The sequence below is a fragment of the Burkholderia sp. HI2761 genome (assembly GCF_002223355.1).
Lineage (GTDB): Bacteria > Pseudomonadota > Gammaproteobacteria > Burkholderiales > Burkholderiaceae > Burkholderia.
Genome location: NZ_NKFN01000007.1, coordinates 560,037 through 578,623 on the forward strand (window position 1 = coordinate 560,037; position 18,587 = coordinate 578,623).

Here is an 18,587-nt window from a genome sequence, read left to right on the forward strand (position 1 = left end):
GGCACGGCCAACCAAGCGATTCGCATTTGCTTATTGCCGCGCGGCCGATAAGCATTCGGCCCGTCGTCGCCTCCCTCGGCCCCCGTTTTGGCGCGCTCGCACCGGGTTCCGCCGCGCCAACGCCGATGGGTAGAATGCGGGCATGAACCCATGGATCGCAGCACTGCCGATGTACAACGTGACGCCGCGCCACGCCGAACTGTGGCGCGCGCTGCTGCGTGACGCGCTCGACATGTTCGCGAACGCGGGCGGGCCTGCCGGCGTCGCGCTGCCCGATGCGCCGTTCGACGACCTGCATGCGCTGTGGCGGCGCGACGATCTGCTGCTGTCGCAGACCTGCGGCTACCCGTACCGGATGCTGGGCTTGCGGGATGCCGTGCGATTGATCGCGACCCCGGGTTTCGACGCGGACGGTTGCGACGGTGCGCGCTACAGCAGCGTGCTGGTCGTGTCGGCGCGCGTGCATGCGGGCGGCGCGACGACGCTCGCCGCATGCCGCGGGTTGCGGGCCGCCTTCAACGGCGACGATTCACACAGCGGGATGAATGCATTCCGACACGCGGCCGCGCCGCATGCGTGCGACGGCCGGTTTTTCGGCTCGGTCACGCCGTTCGGTTCGCACCTGAACGTGCTGCGTGCGCTGGCGTCGGGAGAGGCTGATTGCGCGGCGATCGACTGCGTGACGTTCGCGTATGTGCGCGACGCGCTGCCCGGTCTGCTGAAGGATATCCGGATCATCGGCACGACGGCATCCGCGCCGGGATTGCCGTTCATCGCATCGCGGGCGCTGGCGGACACGCAGGTCGGCGCGTTGCAGGATGCGCTCGATCGCGCGGTCGCCGCCGATGCGCAGCGGGCGCGCGTGCTGAGGCTGAAGGGATTCGACCGGCTGTCGCCGGCCGACTACGACACGATTGCGCGGTTCGAGCGGGAAGCCGTTGCACACGGCTATCCCGAACTCGCTTGACGTGCGGCGCGTGGCGGTACTGCCACCGCCCGCCCCGCGGCCCGCTTACTCCTCGTCCATCAACCGGACCTTGACCCGCTTGCCCTTGATCTTCCCCGCATTGAGCTTGCGCAGCGCGTCGCGCGCGACGCCGCGTTCGATCGCGACATAGGTCGAGAACTCGGTCACGTTGATCTTGCCGATCTGCTTGCCGTCGAACCCGGCGTCGCCGGTCAGCGCGCCGAGCACGTCGCCCGGACGAATCTTGTCCTTGCGTCCGCCGAGGATCTGCAGCGTTTCCATCGGCGGCAGCAGCACGCTGTCGTCCGCCGGCTTCAGTTCGGCGAGCGAATGCCATTCGACTTCGCGCTTCTGCGCCTGCTCGATCCCGCCGACGCGGCCCATCTCGTCCATGCTCGCAAGGCTCAGCGCCCAGCCGTCCTGATCCGCGCGGCCGGTGCGGCCGATGCGGTGCACGTGCACTTCGGGGTCGGGCGTCACGTCGACGTTGATCACCGCTTCGAGCTGCGCGATGTCGAGCCCGCGCGCGGCGACGTCGGTCGCCACCAGCACCGAGCAGCTGCGGTTCGCGAACTGGATCAGCACCTGGTCGCGCTCGCGCTGGTCGAGCTCGCCGTGCAGCGCGAGCGCGTGGAAGCCCTGCGCGTGCAGCACGTCGAGCAGGTCGCGGCACTGCTGCTTGGTGTTGCAGAACGCGATCGTGCTCACCGGCCGGTAGTGGTTCAGCAACTGGCCGACCGCATGCAGCCGCTCGTCCTCGGTCACTTCATAGAAGCGCTGTCGGATCTTGCTGTCGTCGTGGCGTTCCGCGAGCTTGATTTCCTTCGGATTGCGCAGGAACTGCTGGCTCAGCTTCACGATGCCGTCCGGATAGGTCGCGGAGAACAGCAGCGTCTGGCGCGTCGTCGGGCACATCCGTGCGACCTTCGCGATGTCGTCGAAGAAGCCCATGTCGAGCATCCGGTCGGCTTCGTCGAGCACCAGCGTATTCAGCGCGTCGAGCTTCAGGTTGCCGCGCTCGAGGTGATCCATGATGCGGCCCGGCGTGCCGACGACGATGTGCGCGCCGTGCTCGAGGCTTTGCGCCTGCGGGCGCATCGGCGTGCCGCCGCACAGCGTCAGCACCTTCACGTTTTCCTCGCCGCGCGCGAGGCGGCGCACTTCCTGCGCGACCTGGTCGGCGAGTTCGCGGGTCGGGCACAGGATCATCGCCTGCACGTCGAAGCTGCGCGTGTCGAGGCGCGACAGCAGCGCGAGCGAGAACGCGGCGGTCTTGCCGCTGCCCGTCTTCGCCTGCGCGATCAGGTCCTGGCCGGCGAGCGCGATCGGCAGGCTGGCGGCCTGGATCGGCGTCATGTCGACATAGCCGAGCTGCGCGAGGTTGGCGAGCGTGGCGGGCGTCAGCGGCAGCGCGCTGAACGGCGTGGCGGTCGGTTGGGTCATGTCAGGACACGTCTCCGAGGTAGGGTCGGCCTTCCATCTGCTCGTAGACGACGTTGCCTTCGTCGTCCTCGAAGCGTTCGAGATAGTTGCGGGCGCCGCACAGCGGGCAGCGGAACAGCAGCCCCTGGCCCTCGTCCTTGATGACGACGTCGGACGTCTCCCACGGCGAGCCGCAGCTCTGGTTTCGGCAGGTAAACACGGTCTTTCTCCAGCTGAATTCGGTTGTGCGCCCTTTGCGGGCGGGCGCGGGCGCCGCACGGCCACGGCGCTCGCGTGCACCCGCGGGAGCGGGGCGGTGCGGACGGTGGCGTGAGGGTGCGACGCTGCGGATGATGGATCGGGAGGGCGATTCGGGATCGCGCGTGCCGCAATTCTAGCGGATACCGCGCGCCGCGCCGGGCCGGATGCGGCGGAACCGGCGCAATCGGTCGATTTCGCCCGGGTGTCGCGGCCGTGCGGCCGGGGGCACGCACCGGCCGCCGGGCGCCGACGCAAAAACGGCCATCCTCGCGGATGGCCGCAGATCGCCGACTGCCTCCCCGTTCTCCGGAGCGAGGGGGCTGTCCGCTTTCACGCGAAACGGGCCGGAACGGGCAAAGGCCGCCCGCCAGGTTCGCGTTGTGTGTCGCCGTTCGGCAGCTTACAGCGCCATGTCGGCCGACGCCTTTGCCGGGCGGGCCGGCGCGGCATGGGCGGCGGACGGGGCCGGCGTGCTCAGGTCGATCTTCGGCGGCGGCGCGAGTTGCAGCACGTCGCTCGTGTAGGTCCATTCCTCGACGACCTTCGCCGGGCTGTCGTTCAGCTTCGTGCCGTAGCTCGGCACGATCTGGCGGATCTTCTGCTGCCACTCGGGCGTCGCGACCTTGTCCTTGAACACCTTCTTCATCAGGTTCAGCATGATCGGTGCGGCGGTCGATGCGCCCGGCGACGCGCCGAGCAGGGCCGCGATGCTGCCGTCCTGCGACGCGACGATCTCGGTGCCGAGCTTCAGCACGCCGCCCTTGACCGGGTCGCGCTTGATGATCTGCACGCGCTGGCCGGCCTGCCACAGGCGCCAGTCTTCCTTCTTCGCGTTCGGGAAGTATTCCTTCAGCGCGTTGAAGCGGTCGTTGTCGGACAGCATCAGCTGGCCGGCGAGGTACTGGACCAGCGGGAATTCGTCGACGCCCACGCGCATCATCGGTGCGACGTTGTGCAGGTTGGTGCTCTTCGCGAGGTCGAAGTACGAGCCGTTCTTCAGGAACTTGGTCGAGAACGTCGCGAACGGCCCGAACAGGATGATCTTCTTGCCGTCGATGATCCGCGTGTCGAGGTGCGGCACCGACATCGGCGGCGAGCCGACCGACGCCTTGCCGTACGCCTTCGCGAGATGCTGCTTCACGACCTCGGGGTTGTCGGTCACGAGGAACGAGCCGCCGACCGGGAACGCGCCGTAGTCCTTCGCTTCGGGGATGCCCGACGCCTGCAGCAGGTGCAGCGCGCCGCCGCCCGCGCCGATGAACACGAACTTCGCGTCGACGGCCTGCGGCGGTTCATCCGAATGCAGCTTGACCCACGACACGTGCCACGTGCCGTCGGCGTTGCGCGTGATCTCGCGTACTTCGCTCGACAGCGACAGCGTGAAGTTCGGCTGCGTCTTCAGGTAGCCGACGAACTGGCGCGTGATCTCGCCGAAGTTCACGTCGGTGCCGATCGGTGTCCACGTCGCGGCCACCTTCTGGTTGCGATCGCGGCCTTCCATCATCAGCGGCACCCACTGCTTGATCTGGTCGTAGTCTTCCGAATACTGCATCCCGCGGAACAGCGGGCTGGCCTGCAGCGCTTCGTAGCGTTTCTTCAGGAAGCGGACGTTGTCGTCGCCCCAGACGAAGCTCATGTGCGGCGTCGAGTTGATGAACGCGTGCGGGTTCTTCAGCACGCCCTGTTTCACCTGCCACGCCCAGAACTGGCGCGAGATCTGGAACGACTCGTTGATCTCGATCGCCTTCGAGATGTCGATCTTGCCGTCCGCCTTCTCCGGCGTGTAGTTCAGCTCCGCGAGCGCGGAGTGGCCGGTGCCGGCGTTGTTCCAGCCGTTCGAGCTTTCCAGCGCGACGCCGTCGAGGCGCTCGACCATCGTCATCGACCAGTCGGGCTGGAGTTCGTGCAGCCAGACGCCGAGCGTCGAGCTCATGATGCCGCCGCCCACCAGCAGGACGTCGACCTTCTTCGTGTCGGCGGCGTGCGCGGACGATGTCGCGACGCACAGCGCGAGCGCCGACAGTATTACCCGTAACGTTTTGATCACAGCAGATCCCTCTTCAACTTGGATGCATCGGTTTGCCATGCCGCCCGGCGCGCGGTTCCGTTGCGCCGAAACACGGATCCGGAGATCCGGACCGCGAATCCGGAATTCCGGATCGACGCTGCGCGCCGTTGCATTTGCGCACGCGAAGCCATTCGGAAGGACACCTTCGGATCGGCTTCCCGCGAGCAGGCAAGCGCCTGCGTCGCGACGGTGCGTCACGCGTGCGGGCCCTGGCGGCAAGCCTGAGCGGACGGCGCTTCAGGCTGCGTTGAAAGAGGCCGCGTGCGACGCGTTTTGCGGGGGCGGGATGGCAAGGGGCGCGTAATATAACCGAACTCGGACAACATGTCGCAGACGCTGAATATCCCTGTTTTCGTGGGGTTTTTTGTGCGTCCGGGTTTTCGGAATGACGGTGTGGGAAGCGAGATTCTGGGGAAGGGCAGGGGTGTCGTGCGGCCAACGTCAACGCTTCGCCGGCGAGGCTGACCGGGCTGCGCCACGCGATGGCTGAAGGGAAGCGCAAGAGGCGGATTCGAGCCGTATCGTGACCTACTCGCGCACGGCTACGATGGAGAGTTGGCCGAATCCATCTTTGCGCAAATTACTGGCTGCGGCGAGTGCCGGTTCCACGAGGGGGCAGTTGGCGTGCCGTCGCCTCCCATCCCGCCCGCGCGGCTTCGCTCGGAAACGAGTCAGAACGGCCGAACGAAACGTGACAAGCGTTGCGGCCTCGGTTCTCCGTCGATTGACGCTCAAGAAATCAATTCGAGGTGCTTTTTGCCGTTCGGCACAGCGTCGACTACGAGTCGCCGATCGAAGCTCGCGAGCTTGCCGTTGTGCGCGCGAGCGAGCGCGAGCAGATACGTGTCGGTCAGGTGCGCAGAGGACAACAAGCGAGTGGCATCGACATGTTCTGCGTCGAGCAAGCTCACATCGTCCGGCCAGAAAGTGTGCCCTGCGTGGCCCCGCAGTTGCGCGACGAGCGGCGCAACAGATACCGGGGAACCCATCGTATTCGGGTATTTCGGATTACCGATTATTTGAAGGACGCCGTTCTCGGTCAGAGGGCATGTGGCCCAGCTAGCGTATCCGACGCGACCGAACCATGCGTGCGCGGATTCGTGCTGAACGTGCGCAGGGTCCAGCAATGCAATAAGAACATTGACGTCGAGAAGGTAGGTGATCAAAGCGAATCGTCACGAAGTTGATTAACAGTATCGAGCGTGACCGGTTGGGCCGAAGACGAGACCGGCATCAGCGGCAACCCGTTGCGGCTCGTCTGGTTGGTCGTCGGTCGCTGCAATGCCGCGCGAGCGAGTTCGGAAATGACCTTACCGATACTCGTACCCGGCCTTGCACGTTCCCGGGCGAATGCGAGGACGTCGTCATCGATGTCGATTGTGGTACGCATGAGGTGGTTCTCCCATTCAGCATCAAACATCACCCATTTTACTACGATCGCATCAAGCATCAAGCATCAAGCATCAGTCATCAAAGAGGCAAAAGGTCTGGCAGGGCCTTCGATTTACCGGGGATTTGCCTCGGATTTTCATTCAAGTTGTTGATTTTTATGGAAATAACTGTGCGTTCCGTTGGCGCGCTGATCTAGGGGCCGCCCCGATCGCAGCATCACTTCGACGAACCGTTCCGGCAGAACTGCTCATAAGCCTGCGCGGAATTCGCTAAGCCGTACGCCTTCGCGAGCTCCCACGGACGCTCGCATTGTTGCGTCTGTTCGCACCATGCGTACCCGGCCGAGCCGATGCAGCCGTGCGCATCGCGATCGCCGCCGACGAGCGTCGGTGCGGCCGATGCCGGCGCATTGGCCGGTGCAGACGGTTGCGCCGCACAGGCACTCAATGCGAACGCGCATGCAAGCGCGGCGGCAAACGACGCGGAAGGAAGGCAACGTTTCATCGGGTAGCGCTCCATGGGATGACGATCGACGGCGGATGCCCGTGTGCGGGCGCTTGAAAGCATGAGCGGTCATGCGTTGGGCACCGGCACGCGCGACGAGAACTTCACTTCGCGCAACGCGAGGCTCGACTGGATCGACGACACGCCCGCCTGTTTCCTCAGCACGCGCTCGACGAATTCCGCATACGCATCGAGATCGGCCGCGACGACCTGCAGGATGTAATCGGCCGCGCCGGTGATTTTGTGGCACGACGTCACTTCGTCGTGACGCCGCATCACGTCCTCGAAGTGATCCGAATCCTGGTCCGAATGCATGTTGAACGTCACCTGCACGAACGCGAACACATTCATCCCGAGCGCGCGCCGGTCGAGGTTCGCCTGGTAGCCGGTGATCACGCGTTCGTCCTCGAGCCGCTTGCGGCGGCGCCAGCACGGCGTGACGCTCAGCGACAGCTTTTCGCCGAGCGTGGCATTCGACAGCGCGCCGTCTTCCTGCAACAGGCGGAGCATCGCGCGGTCGACGCCGTCCAGTTCAACTGAAGCGCGATTTTTGCTCATATTCAGTATTCCGTAGGCGGTTTTCTCAAAATTGTACGAAACGCGGAAGTGAAAAGCAAAATTATTGCCGACCGGCCTCAATAGACTGTTGCCATCCCCTTTCCAGTCATCCCTGCAACGGTCAATCATGCTCACGGTCTACAGCAGCGATCACCACCTGCATCGCGGCGTCGAACTGAAGGACGGCGCGATCACCGAGTCGTTCGAAAACCCCCTTCGCGCCGAAACGGTGCTCGCGCAGGTCCGCGCGGCCGGCCTCGGCGACGTGATCGCGCCGCACGCATTCGACCGCGCCAGCTATGCCGGCGCGCACAGCGCGCGCTATGTCGATTTCCTCGCCGGCGCATGGGACGAATGGCTCGCGACCGGCCGCACCTGCCAGGCGCTGCCGCTCGTGTGGCCGGTGCACGCGATGCCGGCGGCCGCGACGCTGCCGGGCTTCATCGACGGCAAGCTCGGCTTCTTCGCGATGGACGCCGGTGCGCCGATCAACGCCGGCACTTGGGATGCGGTGAGCGCGGGCGCGAATTCGGCGCTGACCGGCGCCGACCTGCTGTCGCGCGGCGGCGCGGGCGCCGCGTTCGCGCTCTGCCGCCCGCCCGGCCACCACGCGGGCCGCGAGTACATGGGCGGCTACTGCTACCTGAACAACGCGGCGATCGCCGCGCAGCACGGTATCGCGAGCGGCGCGTCGCGCGTCGCGGTGCTCGACGTCGATTTCCACCACGGCAACGGCACGCAGGACATCTTCTACGAGCGATCGGACGTGCTGTTCACGTCGCTGCATGGCGAACCGTCGGTGTCGTATCCGTACTTCTCGGGCTACGCGGACGAGCGCGGCGCGGGCGCTGGCGCAGGCTTCAACCTGAACCTGCCGCTGCCGAAGGGCACGCAGTGGGACACCTACTCGGCGGCGCTCGATCAGGCCGCGGCGGCAATTGCGAAGCACGCACCGGACCTGCTGGTCGTGTCGCTCGGCGTCGACACGTTCGAGCACGACCCGATCAGCCATTTCAAGCTGCGCTCGCCCGACTACCTGCGGATCGGCGAGGCGCTCGCGCGCCTGAACCTGCCGACGCTGTTCGTGATGGAAGGCGGCTACATGGTCGACGAGATCGGTATCAACGCAGTGAACGTATTGCTGGGATTCGAAGGGCGTGCGTAAGCGCGCGGCATGACCTTCGACGAACGACGGATCCGAACACGAACGAAGCGCGACAAGGAAGGAGACAGGCATGAATCGGCATCACAAGACGGTATTCGCCACCGCGGTTGCGCTGACGTGCGCGCTGCCTGCATGGTCCGCGCATGCGGACGACGTCGTGCGCATCGGGCACGTCGCGCCGCTGACCGGCGCGATCGCGCATCTCGGCAAGGACAGCGAGAACGGCGCGCGGCTCGCCATCGAGGAAATCAATGCGAAGGGGCTCGTGATCGGCGGCAAGAAGGTCAGGCTGCAGCTCGACGCGCAGGACGATGCGGGCGACCCGCGCACCGCGACGCAGGTCGCGCAGCGGCTGGTCGACGACAAGGTGGTCGGCGTCGTCGGCCATCACAACTCGGGTACGTCGATTCCGGCGTCGCGCGTCTATCGCGACGGCGGCATCGTGCAGATTTCGCAGGCCGCGACTAACCCGACGTACACGCAGCAGGGCTTCAAGACGACCTATCGCGTCGTCGCGACCGACGCGCAGCAGGGGCCGGCACTCGCGATGTACGCGGCAAGGAACATGGGGATCAGGACGGTCGCCGTGGTCGACGATTCGACCGCGTACGGGCAGGGCCTCGCGACCGAATTCGAGAAGGCGGCGAAGGCGGCCGGGATGAAGGTCGTGTCGCGCGACGCGACGAACGACAAGGCGATCGACTTCCGCGCGATCCTCACGAAGATCAAGGGCGCGAACCCCGACGCGATCATGTACGGCGGGATGGACGCGACGGGCGGCCCGCTCGCGAAGCAGGCGCGCCAGCTCGGCATGCGCGCGAAGATCCTCGCCGGCGACGGCGTGTGCTCGACCGACCTGCCGAAGCTTGCCGGGCCGGCGTCGGACAACGTCGTGTGTTCCGAGGCCGGCATCGCGCTCGAGAAAATGCCGGGCGGCGCGGCGTTCGTGAAGCGCTACGAGGCGCGTTACCACCAGCCGATGCAGGTGTATGCGCCGTTCTCGTACGATGCGGTGTACATCATCGTCGACGCGATGAAGCGTGCGAATTCGACGGATCCGGCGAAGGTGTTGGCCGCGATTCCGACAACCGACTATCGCGGCGTGATCGGCGAAACCAGCTTCACGCCGCAGGGCGACCTGAAGCACGGCGCGATCTCGGTGTTCACGTACAAGAGCGGCAAGAAGGCACTGCTCGATATCGTCAGGATGTAACGCGTGGGCGGTCCGGGATCGCGCGCCAGGCGCAGGCGAAGATCTCAGGCCGCGATATCGGCGAACATGTCGTGGCCGATCACGCCTGGCACAAGGCGGGGCTGCCGCAGCCAGTCGAACGCGAGTTCGACGATGAGCGGCGTCGGCTGGCTGCAATGCAGCGACCCGAGCGATTCACGGTCGATCCGCGCGCAATGCGCGATCTCGTTCGCCGGGCGTGCGGTTGCATCCGCATCGATCTCGGCGAGAAACACGTGATGCAGCTTGTGCGTGCCTGCGATCCGGAACAGATAGCGGGCGTGGCCGCAGGCGAGCCCGGTTTCTTCCAGCAGCTCGCGGCGCGCGGCGTCGCGCAGCGATTCGCCGCACTGCGGCTTGCCGCCGGGCAGCGCCCAGCGGGCATTCAACCGGGCGACCAGAAGGATCCGGTCGCCGCGTCGGCAAAGGACGGTGGCGCGTTCTTTCATTGAGGTTTCCTGATTGCATGCCCGCGCATCGAATCGACAGGAAAAAAAAGCCGCCCGCGAAGGGCGGCAAGGAACGGAGAGATTCGCTACTGCGTGCCGGACGAGATGACCGTTTCGTCCAGCACGGCCATTGTCGCGAGGGGATGTCGCGCAGTGAATCAGACGGGTCTGATTCGAACGCGGGCCGGGCGGAAAATCGAATCGAAGCGGAGCGATTGCATGCCGCGACGCGGTAATCGGCGCCGTGATCGTGATGGCGGCAGCGCGATCCGGGCGCGCTCGCCGCCGCGTCGGTTACATCTGTCGTGCGCGCATGCTGTCCGCGCGGCGCTCCGCATCGTGCACGATGTGCAGCTCCCGCGTGCGGATCGGCAGCGCGCAATCCGCATCGGCGAGCGCCTTGCGCACCTGGCGCGCGAGGCGCCAGCGCATCGCCCAGAACTTGTCGGTATGCGTCCACACGCGCAGGTTCGCGACGGCCGTGCTGTCGTCGAAGCGCATCACCATCACGTCCGGCTCTGGATCCTGAAGCACGTCGGGATCGGCCACGGCCAGCGCGTGCAGCGCGGCGAGCGCGCGATCGATGTCGTCATGCACGGACACCTCGACCTCGAGATCGAGGCGGCGTGTCGGGTTGCGCGTGTAGTTGCGGATCGAGCTGCCCCACAGCGCGCTGTTCGGCACGTACTCGCAGATGCCGTCCGGCTTCGTGAGGCGCGTCATGAAGAGGCCGACCTCGTCGACGGTGCCCGCGACGCCCGTGCCGCCGTCGATGTAGTCGCCGACCTTGAACGGCCGCAGCAGCAGAAGCATGATGCCGGCCGCGATGTTCTGCATCGTGCCTTGCAGCGCGAGCCCGATCGCGAGGCCGGCTGCGCCGAGCACCGCGACGATGCTCGCGGTTTCGATGCCGAGCTGCGACAGCGCGCCGACGATCGCGACGATGCGGATACCCCACACCGCGACGTCGCAGAGGATCGGCCGCAGCGTGTCGTCGACGCGCTCCTTGTTCGAGAGCAGCCGGTTCAGCCAGTTGCCGATGCGTTTCGACAGCCACCAACCGGCGACGAGCAGCGCCAGGCCGGCGCACAGCTTGATGGAGAGGGTGGACAACGCGTTCCACAGGAACGTCCAGCGTTCCGGATGAAGATGATCGAGAAACATGACGGGATTCCGGTTTGAAGACACAGTGCGCGACGCGTCGGGCGGCGGCCGCATTCGGGCAGGCTGCGCGCGAGCGCGGGCAGCCCTCGACTGTACACGGCGCACGATGTTTCGCGCGAGCGTTTGGGGCGGAGCGACATGCTGTCGGACGGCGAAATTGCGATTTCGTTCTCGTACGAATGGGCTTTTCCAACAAATAGGATTGGTCCTATTTAGCCGTTTCAAGCGTGCCGATACACTCGCCTTCACGTTGCCGGATCGCGACGATAGTCCCTCCGCGATACCTGGCTCTTTCCCGATTTTTCATTGATAGACAGCGAGTGACGACGTCATGCGGTTAGACCTGCGTTTCCGTCTCGCACGCGAACAAGGTCGACCCGCGCAACGCGGCGTTCACTGTTTTGCGATTCGCCGCGCGCTGCTGCGCGGCGTCGTCGCGGCGGCCTGTGTGGCCGGCGCACCGGGTGCGACGGCGCAGGCGTTTGACGACGCCGCGCCGTTCGCGCCGGTGACGGCGGAAACGACCGACCTTGTCGACGTGCCTTTTTTCAGTTCCGCCCGGACGACGTGGGGCGGCTTGCATGCAGCGTCCGCGTCGCACGTACCGGCGGGCGTCGATCATGGCAGCGCTGCCGCGCGCTTCGGCGCGTGCGTGGCTTACAGCGTGCTGTGCGACGCGGCGCGCGGTGCGATCGAACGTGGCTACGCCACGCGGTTCGCCTACGGCATCGCATCGCCGTTGCCCGCGATGGGCGCGCAGCCGCCGTTCGAACGGGGCGTCGTCGGTCTGGCATCCGCCGAGCCGTTCGTGTTCGCGCAGCCGGATCGCGGCACGCGCACCGGTGCGATTACCGGCAGCCTGCGAGCGTCGCTGGCGCGCGCCGACTTGCCGGCCGGCGTCGCGGCGCAGATCACCCGCATGCTGGCCGGGCGCATCGATCCGACGCAGCGCGGCGCGATCGGCGATACCTTCCGCGTGGCATACGAACTCGACCATACCGAGACGCTGCCGAGCGGCGTGCGCGTGACGGCGCTCGAGATCCGCTTTCGAGGCCAACATGTCGCGGGTGTGTGGTTCGCGCCCGATGCAGGCACGCCGGGCGCCTACTACGACCTCGACGGCGTGCCGCTTGCCGGTTCCCGGTTCGCGATGCCGGTCAACGCGACGCGGATCAGCTCGCATTTCGGCGCGCGCGTGCATCCGGTAAGCGGCGCGCGTCACGTGCATTCCGGCGTCGATCTTGCCGCGCCGGCCGGGCGCGCCGTTCACGCATCGGAGAACGGCGTCGTGTCGTTCATCGGCACCGAGCCACGCGGCTACGGCAAGTATGTGGTGATTCGTTACGACGGCGGTTACGCGTCGTACTACGCGCACCTGTCGGCGTTCGAGCCGACGCTGCGAACCGGTGCGCGCGTCGTTCGCGGCCAGCGCGTGGGCGCCGTCGGCAGTACAGGGACGGCGACCGGCCCGCATCTTCATTTCGAAGTCCGGCGGCATGCCCGTCTCGTCGATCCGATCGCACTGGTGCAGGCGACGAAAGCGGCGACGCTGAAGGGTGAACGGCGTGTCGCGTTCAACCGCGTGGCCCTCGATGCGCGTACGCGCCTGGCCTCGGCGGCGTGGTCGCTGCCGGTCGCGATGTCGACGCCCGTCGCATCGGATGCCGGTTGACAGCTGACCGGATGCCGGCCACGGCGGCCGGCATCATGGCCTGTGCGCATCGACGCGTACACCGGCTTGCGAATTGCTGCTCATCGTGCGGAGCAACATGATCGAATGACGTGAAGCCATTGCACGGTTAATCGATCGTCGAATAACGTCAATTTTTTCCGGCTCATTCGCTTCGCATTCTTCTCCGGTTTCGAGGCTCCCGGGAAAATCGGAAAATTCAACCCGGTTTTCCTTCCCGCTTTCCCGCCACGCCTATCGCGCAGGGTTTTCCGCAACGCAACAGCGCAGCCATTCCCGTTATTTCCCAATGCGAAATTAACCCAGCACTGATTGCCGATATCACGCGATCGGATCTTGCGATTATTTCATGTCAGGTGATATAACCCGTTTCACACACCGGTTTGCTGCAATAACGTCACCAATCAAGGCGGGCGGAAAATGAAAAGAAAGGCGCGGAACCTGGGTTTGGGTGGAATGGCGATCCTGACCGGCGCGATGCCGATGGGCGCCCATGCGGCATGCTCGGCCACCGCGCCGGGCAGCGGCACGACGGTCACGTGTTCCGGCGCCAGTGCGCCGTCGGTCGTGGCCGCGGCCGGCAGCACCAACGTGACGATCAACCTCGATTCGACCGCGACCGGCAGCTATGTGCTGACGTCCACACCCACGCCGTTCTCCGTCGACACGTCGAGCGCGATCACCAACAACGGCAACCTGTCGATGTCCGGCAACGGCACGGGCGTCGCGAACCGCGGCGCGGTGCTGCTCGGCGTGAACAACGGCAATACGCTCACCAATACCGCCACCGGCGTGATTTCGACGACCGGCACCTACAACGACGGGATGGCCGCGAACGGCAACAACAACACGCTCGTCAACAACGGCACGATCACGACCACCGGCAACAATTCATACGGGATGACGGCCGCGTGGGGGCAGAGCAATCCCGGTGCGTCTGGCAACCGGATCGTCAACACCGGCACCGTGACGACGTCCGGCAACAACGCGCGCGCGGCGTCGTTGCTCGGCGGCAACGGCACGATCACCAACAGCGGCACGCTGACGTCGAACGGCCGCGATGCGCCGGCCGTGTACATGCAGGGCAACAACGACACGCTGGTCAACAGCGGCACGATCCAGACGACCGGCACGGCGACGAGCGGTGGCAGCGTCGATGCGGTCGTGTCGAACACGCTCGGCAGCTCGTTTACCGCGACGATCACGAACCAGGCCGGCGGCAGGATCATCAGCAACAACGGGATCGGCGTGCGCTCGACCAACGGCGCGACGACGATCACCAACGCGGGGCTGATCCAGGGCGGCGGCGGCACCGCGATCCAGGGCGGCAGCGGCAACGTGACGCTGATCCTGCAGACTGGCTCGCAGATCGTCGGCACCGCGAACGGCGGCGGCGGCACCAACACCGTGACGCTGCAGGGCACGGGCACCGCGTCGAATGCGTTCACGAACTTCCAGAGCCTGACGATGGCCGGCACCGACTGGACCTGGGCCGGCACCGGCGCGTTCTCGACCGCGCTGGTGCAGAGCGGCACGCTGAACCTCACGGGCACGCTCGGCACGACGACGGCTTCGGTCGTCGCGACCGTGAACGCGGGCGCGACGCTGCAGGCGAATGCGTCGAACCTGCCGCTTTCCGTGACCGACAACGGGCTCGTGCGCTTCCAGCAGGACAGCGCCGGCACGTACACGGGCACGATCGGCGGCTCGGGCGCGGTGGAGAAAACCGGCGCGGGCATGCTGACGGTCGCGCCAACGGCGGCCGGCGGCAATACGTATTCGGGCGGCACGATGATCACGCAGGGCACGCTGTCGATCGCGGCCGATAATGCGCTCGGTGCTTCGGCAGGAAGCCTGACGTTCAACGGCGGCACGCTGCAGCTCGGCAGCGCATTCAACGTCGCAGCGGGCCGCGCGGCGTCGATCACGTCGAACAACGGCACGATCGATACGCAGGGTTTCAACTCGACGTTGACGCAAGGGATCACGGGTGCGGGTTCGCTGACGAAGCTCGGCAGCGGCACATTGACGCTGAATGGCGCGAACAGCTACGCGGGCGGCACGAACGTGAACGCGGGCACCGTGATCGTCGGCGACGGCACGAGCGCGTCGGCCGCGTTGAGTGGCGGCGGCCCCGTTTCAGTTGCATCGGGCGCGACGCTCGGCGGCTACGGCAGCGTGACGGGCAACGTGACGAACAACGGCACGATCTCGGTCGCGAATGCGCTCGCGAGCCTCGCCGGTGGCGCTACCGGCAACTTCCAGATCAGCGGCAACCTGACGAACGCGGGGCTCGTGCAGCTCGGCGGCAGCGGCGTGGGCAACACGCTGACAGTGGTCGGCAACTACGTCGGCCAGAACGCGACGATCGCATTGAACACGACGCTCGCCGGCGACGGCGCACCTTCCGACAAGCTGATCGTCAGCGGCGGCGCGGCGAGCGGTGCGAGCACGCTGAAGGTGACGAACGTCGGCGGCGCCGGCGCGCAAACGGTGGCCGATGGCATCCAGGTCGTGCAGGCGACCAACGGTGGGACGACCAGTGCCGGTGCGTTCTCGCTGTCGGGCGGCACGGTGAGCGCCGGCGCGTATTCGTACTTTCTCGCGAAGGGCGGCGCGGCGAACGGCACCGGCGAAAGCTGGTATCTGCGCAACACGGTGCCGCCGAAGCCGGTGCCGCCGGTCGTCCAGCCGGGACAACCGACGCCGCCGCCCCAGTCGCCGATCACGCCGGCCGAAGGCACGCCGGAGTCGATCGTCGAAGCCGTCGACAATGCCGGGACGGGCGGCGCGTCCGAACCCGTCTACCGCCCCGAAGTGCCGCTGTATGCGGAAGCGCCGGCCGTCGCGCGCCAGCTCGGCCTGCTGCAGATCGACACGTTCCATGACCGTCAGGGCGAACAGGGCCTGTTGAGCGAGAACGGCCCGATGCCCGCGTCGTGGGCGCGCGTGTGGGGCGGCAACAGCAATATCAAGCAGAAGGGCGACGTGACGCCGTCGTTCGACGGCACGGTGTGGGGGATGCAGGTCGGCCAGGATCTGTATGCGGACACCAGCCCGAGCGGACACCGCAATCACTACGGTTTCTTCCTCGGATTCGCGCGCGCGGTGGGCGACGTGAACGGTTTCGCACTCGCGCAGCAGGACCTGGGCGTCGGCACGCTGCAGGTCAATGCGTACAACCTCGGCGGCTACTGGACGCATATCGGCCCGGGCGGCTGGTACACGGATGCGGTGCTGATGGGCAGCGCGCTGACCGTTCGCACGCATTCGAACGACAACGTGAACGGCTCGACGAACGGCAACGCGTTCACGGGTTCGGTCGAGGCGGGCTTCCCGGTCGCGCTGGGCAACGGTCTGACGCTCGAGCCGCAGGCGCAGCTCGTGTGGCAATGGCTGTCGCTCGATCACCTCAACGATGGCGTGTCGAGCGTGATGTGGAACAACGGCAACACGTTCCTCGGCCGGCTCGGCGCGCGGCTGCAATGGGCGTTCGATGCGAACGGCGTGAGCTGGAAGCCGTACTTGCGCGTGAACGTGTTGCGCTCGTTCGGCGCCGACGACAAGACGACGTTCGGCGGCACGACGACGATCGGCACGCAGGTTGGGCAGACGGCCGGGCAGATCGGCGCGGGGCTGGTGGCGCAACTGACGAAGCGCGGCAGCGTGTATGCGACGCTCAGCTACCTGACGAATCTCGGCGGCGAGCATCAACGCACGATTACCGGGAATGCAGGCGTGCGGTGGGCGTGGTGATTTCGATCGGGTGGTGATGGGTCGATCGATCGGCCGTCGCGCGCGTCGTCGCGGCCGATCGGCGCAGACCACTCACGCGGATTTTTCTACGGGCAACCAGATTTCAAGCACGCCTGTACCCGCGACCGGATCGTAGTCCTCGCTATAGCGTTCGAACTCGGGCGCTTCCGCCGCCTTGAATCCCGACGTCGGCAGCCATCCGTTCCAGATGCTGTAGACGGTCTGGTGAATCGTCGAGACGTGCCCGCTGTGTTCGAAGACCGCATACCGCTGCGGTTCAAGCTCGATGCAGCGGAACGGGGCAGGCAACCGGTCGCGACGCTTCACCTCCACGCCTGCGATGTATTCGAAGCTGCCGTCCGCACCCGGGTTGCAGCACACGCCGTAAGTCACGCCGCCGACCTGGCCGGGTATGTTGCCGATGTACGGGATAAAGGTTTGCCAAAGCGCCGGAATCCCGTCATTGGTTTCGAAGGTATACCGGTCGCTCATGCCCGCGATCAACCGCCTTTCGCCGTCTTCGAAACGTGGCGAGGCAAGGTCGATGATTTTCAGTTCTTTCATGCGTAGCGGCTCCACAAGAGATAGCCCGTCGAGCGCGCGACGTGCCCGCACTTCTTCGGGTGTCACGCCGAATAGATCGCGGAAGGCGCGCGTAAATGCCTCATGGGAGCCATATCCGGCTTCGAGTGCCACGTGAAGGATATCCGGGGCGCCTTGCGCCAACGCCTGCGCTGCACGCGTCAGCCGACTCGACCGGACGTAGCGCATCACCGGCCAGCCGGTATTCATCGAGAAGAGGCGCGAAAAACCGAAGCGCGCCATGCCGCAATCCGCGGAAATCCTGTCGAGCGTCAATTCCCTGTCCAGCTCGGTTTCGATGAACCAGAGCGCTTTTCCAACCGGATTCATGGTGTGCCAATGAGGGTGTCGGGCAGACTATATGTTATCGGCGGGGGGCGATTTGATCGTTCTTGCGAGGTGGTGCCAGGCGTGGAGGATGCATTGAAGCACATCGCCACGCCGGGCGGCGTGGCGATGGTCGGCAGGATTCCGTGACTTAACCCAGCGGCCAGTTCAGGATCGCGATGCCGTCGTTGTAGTCGCCGTCGCCGCCATCCTGCGATCCGACCAGCCCGAAGTAAGTCTTCTTGAAGATGTCGACCTGACGCGAGCCGATCTTCGACGGCTTGCCGTTCGCCGTCACGACTACGCGCACCTTCCCCTTGCCCGAATTCAGCACTTGCGTGTTCAGGTTCGCGTCCTGCGTGCCGGCGCCCTGGAACGTCGCGGCCGGTTTCGGGTTGTCGTCGACGAACACCTCGATCGTCTGCTGCGCCGACGAGTTGACGAGCGCCGTCACGCCGAACGCGATGTTCGGCGGCAGGTTGAAGATGCCGTCGCGTTCGCCGCCGGCGTTCGTCACCGGGTCCGGCTGCGCGGGTTGCGGTTGCGCCGTCGCTTTCGCGAAGTACGTGACCACCGCACCGATGCCGAACTTCGCGGCAGCACCCGGCAGTACGCCGGGCGCACCGGCCCACGTCACCGTGCAGGCGTCGATCTTCCCGGTCGTGTCGGTCTTGACCTTGTTCATCCAGCTGGAGATGTCGAAGCTGTACGGCACGGTCGAGAGGTGGACGAACACATCGAATTGCGGCAGCTTCTCGGTGAGCTGCGTGGTCATGAACTGACGCATCCGGTCGAGCACCGCCTGATCGCCGCCGGATTGCGCGGCAGTCGCGTCGTTGCCGGCGAGTTGCAGCAGCGCGTACAGATCGTCATGGGTAAAGGGTTGTTGCATGTCATCCTCGTCTTGATGGAATGTCTGCCGTCGTGCGGCCGGCGAATGGATTTCACCGTGCAGCGCGCGGCGCAGAGTGCGGGGCAGCACAGCGCTGCCCCGACTCATTCGCAATGTGTGGTTGGCCCCGTCGCCATTGCGATCCCGACAGCGGCGCGC

The 18,587-nt window shown here is 66.0% G+C and carries 17 protein-coding genes; 5 read left to right on the forward strand and 12 right to left on the reverse strand.

Features of this window, described 5'->3' with window-relative positions:
* Positions 1–142: 142 nt before the first annotated feature.
* Positions 143–967: a phosphate/phosphite/phosphonate ABC transporter substrate-binding protein gene (locus CFB46_RS20100; RefSeq protein ID WP_089500996.1), complete on the forward strand. Its 825-nt coding sequence runs from the start codon at positions 143–145 to the stop codon at positions 965–967.
* A 45-nt stretch (positions 968–1,012) separates the two neighbouring features.
* On the opposite strand, the gene dbpA is transcribed toward CFB46_RS20100, so the two are convergent.
* The 7 genes from dbpA to CFB46_RS20135 form a co-directional block, all read right to left on the reverse strand.
* The gene (gene dbpA, locus CFB46_RS20105) at positions 1,013–2,410 is read right to left on the reverse strand and encodes an ATP-dependent RNA helicase DbpA (protein ID WP_089500997.1); all 1,398 of its coding nucleotides are present in this window, start codon (positions 2,408–2,410) and stop codon (positions 1,013–1,015) included.
* Between the two features lies 1 nt (position 2,411).
* Positions 2,412–2,609, reverse strand: a complete 198-nt coding sequence (locus CFB46_RS20110; protein WP_027781939.1) for a hypothetical protein — start codon at positions 2,607–2,609, stop codon at positions 2,412–2,414.
* A 441-nt stretch (positions 2,610–3,050) separates the two neighbouring features.
* Positions 3,051–4,736, reverse strand: coding sequence for a malate dehydrogenase (quinone) (gene mqo, locus CFB46_RS20115; protein ID WP_152777579.1), 1,686 nt, complete (start codon positions 4,734–4,736; stop codon positions 3,051–3,053).
* A gap of 713 nt (positions 4,737–5,449) precedes the next feature.
* Positions 5,450–5,884, reverse strand: a complete 435-nt coding sequence (locus tag CFB46_RS20120; RefSeq protein ID WP_089500999.1) for a TA system VapC family ribonuclease toxin — start codon at positions 5,882–5,884, stop codon at positions 5,450–5,452.
* Complete coding sequence (locus CFB46_RS20125; protein WP_227789583.1) at positions 5,881–6,168, reverse strand: CopG family transcriptional regulator; 288 nt, start codon at positions 6,166–6,168, stop codon at positions 5,881–5,883. The genes CFB46_RS20120 and CFB46_RS20125 overlap by 4 nt, the downstream gene beginning before the upstream one ends.
* A 158-nt stretch (positions 6,169–6,326) precedes the next feature.
* Entirely contained in the window at positions 6,327–6,614 is a 288-nt protein-coding gene (locus tag CFB46_RS20130; protein ID WP_179235088.1) for a hypothetical protein, read from the reverse strand.
* A gap of 69 nt (positions 6,615–6,683) precedes the next feature.
* Entirely contained in the window at positions 6,684–7,172 is a 489-nt protein-coding gene (locus CFB46_RS20135; RefSeq protein ID WP_027781944.1) for an Lrp/AsnC family transcriptional regulator, read from the reverse strand.
* Positions 7,173–7,299: 127 nt separating this feature from the next.
* Between CFB46_RS20135 and CFB46_RS20140 the strand changes: the two genes are divergently transcribed.
* Both CFB46_RS20140 and CFB46_RS20145 read left to right on the forward strand, forming a co-directional pair.
* On the forward strand, positions 7,300–8,337 hold the full coding sequence (locus tag CFB46_RS20140) for a histone deacetylase family protein (RefSeq protein ID WP_089501001.1): 1,038 nt from the start codon (positions 7,300–7,302) through the stop codon (positions 8,335–8,337).
* A gap of 70 nt (positions 8,338–8,407) precedes the next feature.
* A complete protein-coding gene (locus CFB46_RS20145) occupies positions 8,408–9,550 on the forward strand; it encodes a branched-chain amino acid ABC transporter substrate-binding protein (protein ID WP_089501002.1) in 1,143 nt (380 codons plus the stop codon).
* Positions 9,551–9,594: 44 nt separating this feature from the next.
* On the opposite strand, the gene CFB46_RS20150 is transcribed toward CFB46_RS20145, so the two are convergent.
* From CFB46_RS20150 to CFB46_RS36495, 3 genes are all read right to left on the reverse strand, one after another.
* Positions 9,595–10,017 carry an NUDIX hydrolase gene (locus CFB46_RS20150; RefSeq protein WP_089501003.1) on the reverse strand — a complete coding sequence of 141 codons (423 nt, stop codon included), beginning with the start codon at positions 10,015–10,017 and terminating at the stop codon, positions 9,595–9,597.
* Between the two features lie 294 nt (positions 10,018–10,311).
* Positions 10,312–11,181, reverse strand: a complete 870-nt coding sequence (locus CFB46_RS20155) for a mechanosensitive ion channel family protein (protein WP_089501004.1) — start codon at positions 11,179–11,181, stop codon at positions 10,312–10,314.
* A 337-nt stretch (positions 11,182–11,518) separates the two neighbouring features.
* Positions 11,519–11,764 (reverse strand): hypothetical protein, encoded by a 246-nt coding sequence (locus CFB46_RS36495; protein WP_227789582.1) that lies wholly within the window; start codon positions 11,762–11,764, stop codon positions 11,519–11,521.
* On the opposite strand from CFB46_RS36495, the gene CFB46_RS20160 reads away from it, so the two are divergent.
* Together CFB46_RS20160 and CFB46_RS20165 are read left to right on the forward strand one after the other, a co-directional pair.
* Positions 11,759–12,853: a M23 family metallopeptidase gene (locus tag CFB46_RS20160; protein WP_227789581.1), complete on the forward strand. Its 1,095-nt coding sequence runs from the start codon at positions 11,759–11,761 to the stop codon at positions 12,851–12,853. The genes CFB46_RS36495 and CFB46_RS20160 overlap by 6 nt on opposite strands.
* Positions 12,854–13,327: 474 nt before the next feature.
* Positions 13,328–16,627 (forward strand): autotransporter outer membrane beta-barrel domain-containing protein, encoded by a 3,300-nt coding sequence (locus CFB46_RS20165; protein WP_089501006.1) that lies wholly within the window; start codon positions 13,328–13,330, stop codon positions 16,625–16,627.
* 72 nt (positions 16,628–16,699) lie between these two features.
* Here CFB46_RS20165 and CFB46_RS20170 read toward each other — a convergent pair whose 3' ends face one another.
* Together CFB46_RS20170 and CFB46_RS20175 are read right to left on the reverse strand one after the other, a co-directional pair.
* Positions 16,700–17,539 (reverse strand): AraC family transcriptional regulator, encoded by an 840-nt coding sequence (locus tag CFB46_RS20170; RefSeq protein WP_089501007.1) that lies wholly within the window; start codon positions 17,537–17,539, stop codon positions 16,700–16,702.
* 148 nt (positions 17,540–17,687) lie between these two features.
* Positions 17,688–18,428, reverse strand: coding sequence for a fucose-binding lectin II (locus tag CFB46_RS20175; protein WP_089501008.1), 741 nt, complete (start codon positions 18,426–18,428; stop codon positions 17,688–17,690).
* Positions 18,429–18,587: the final 159 nt, after the last annotated feature.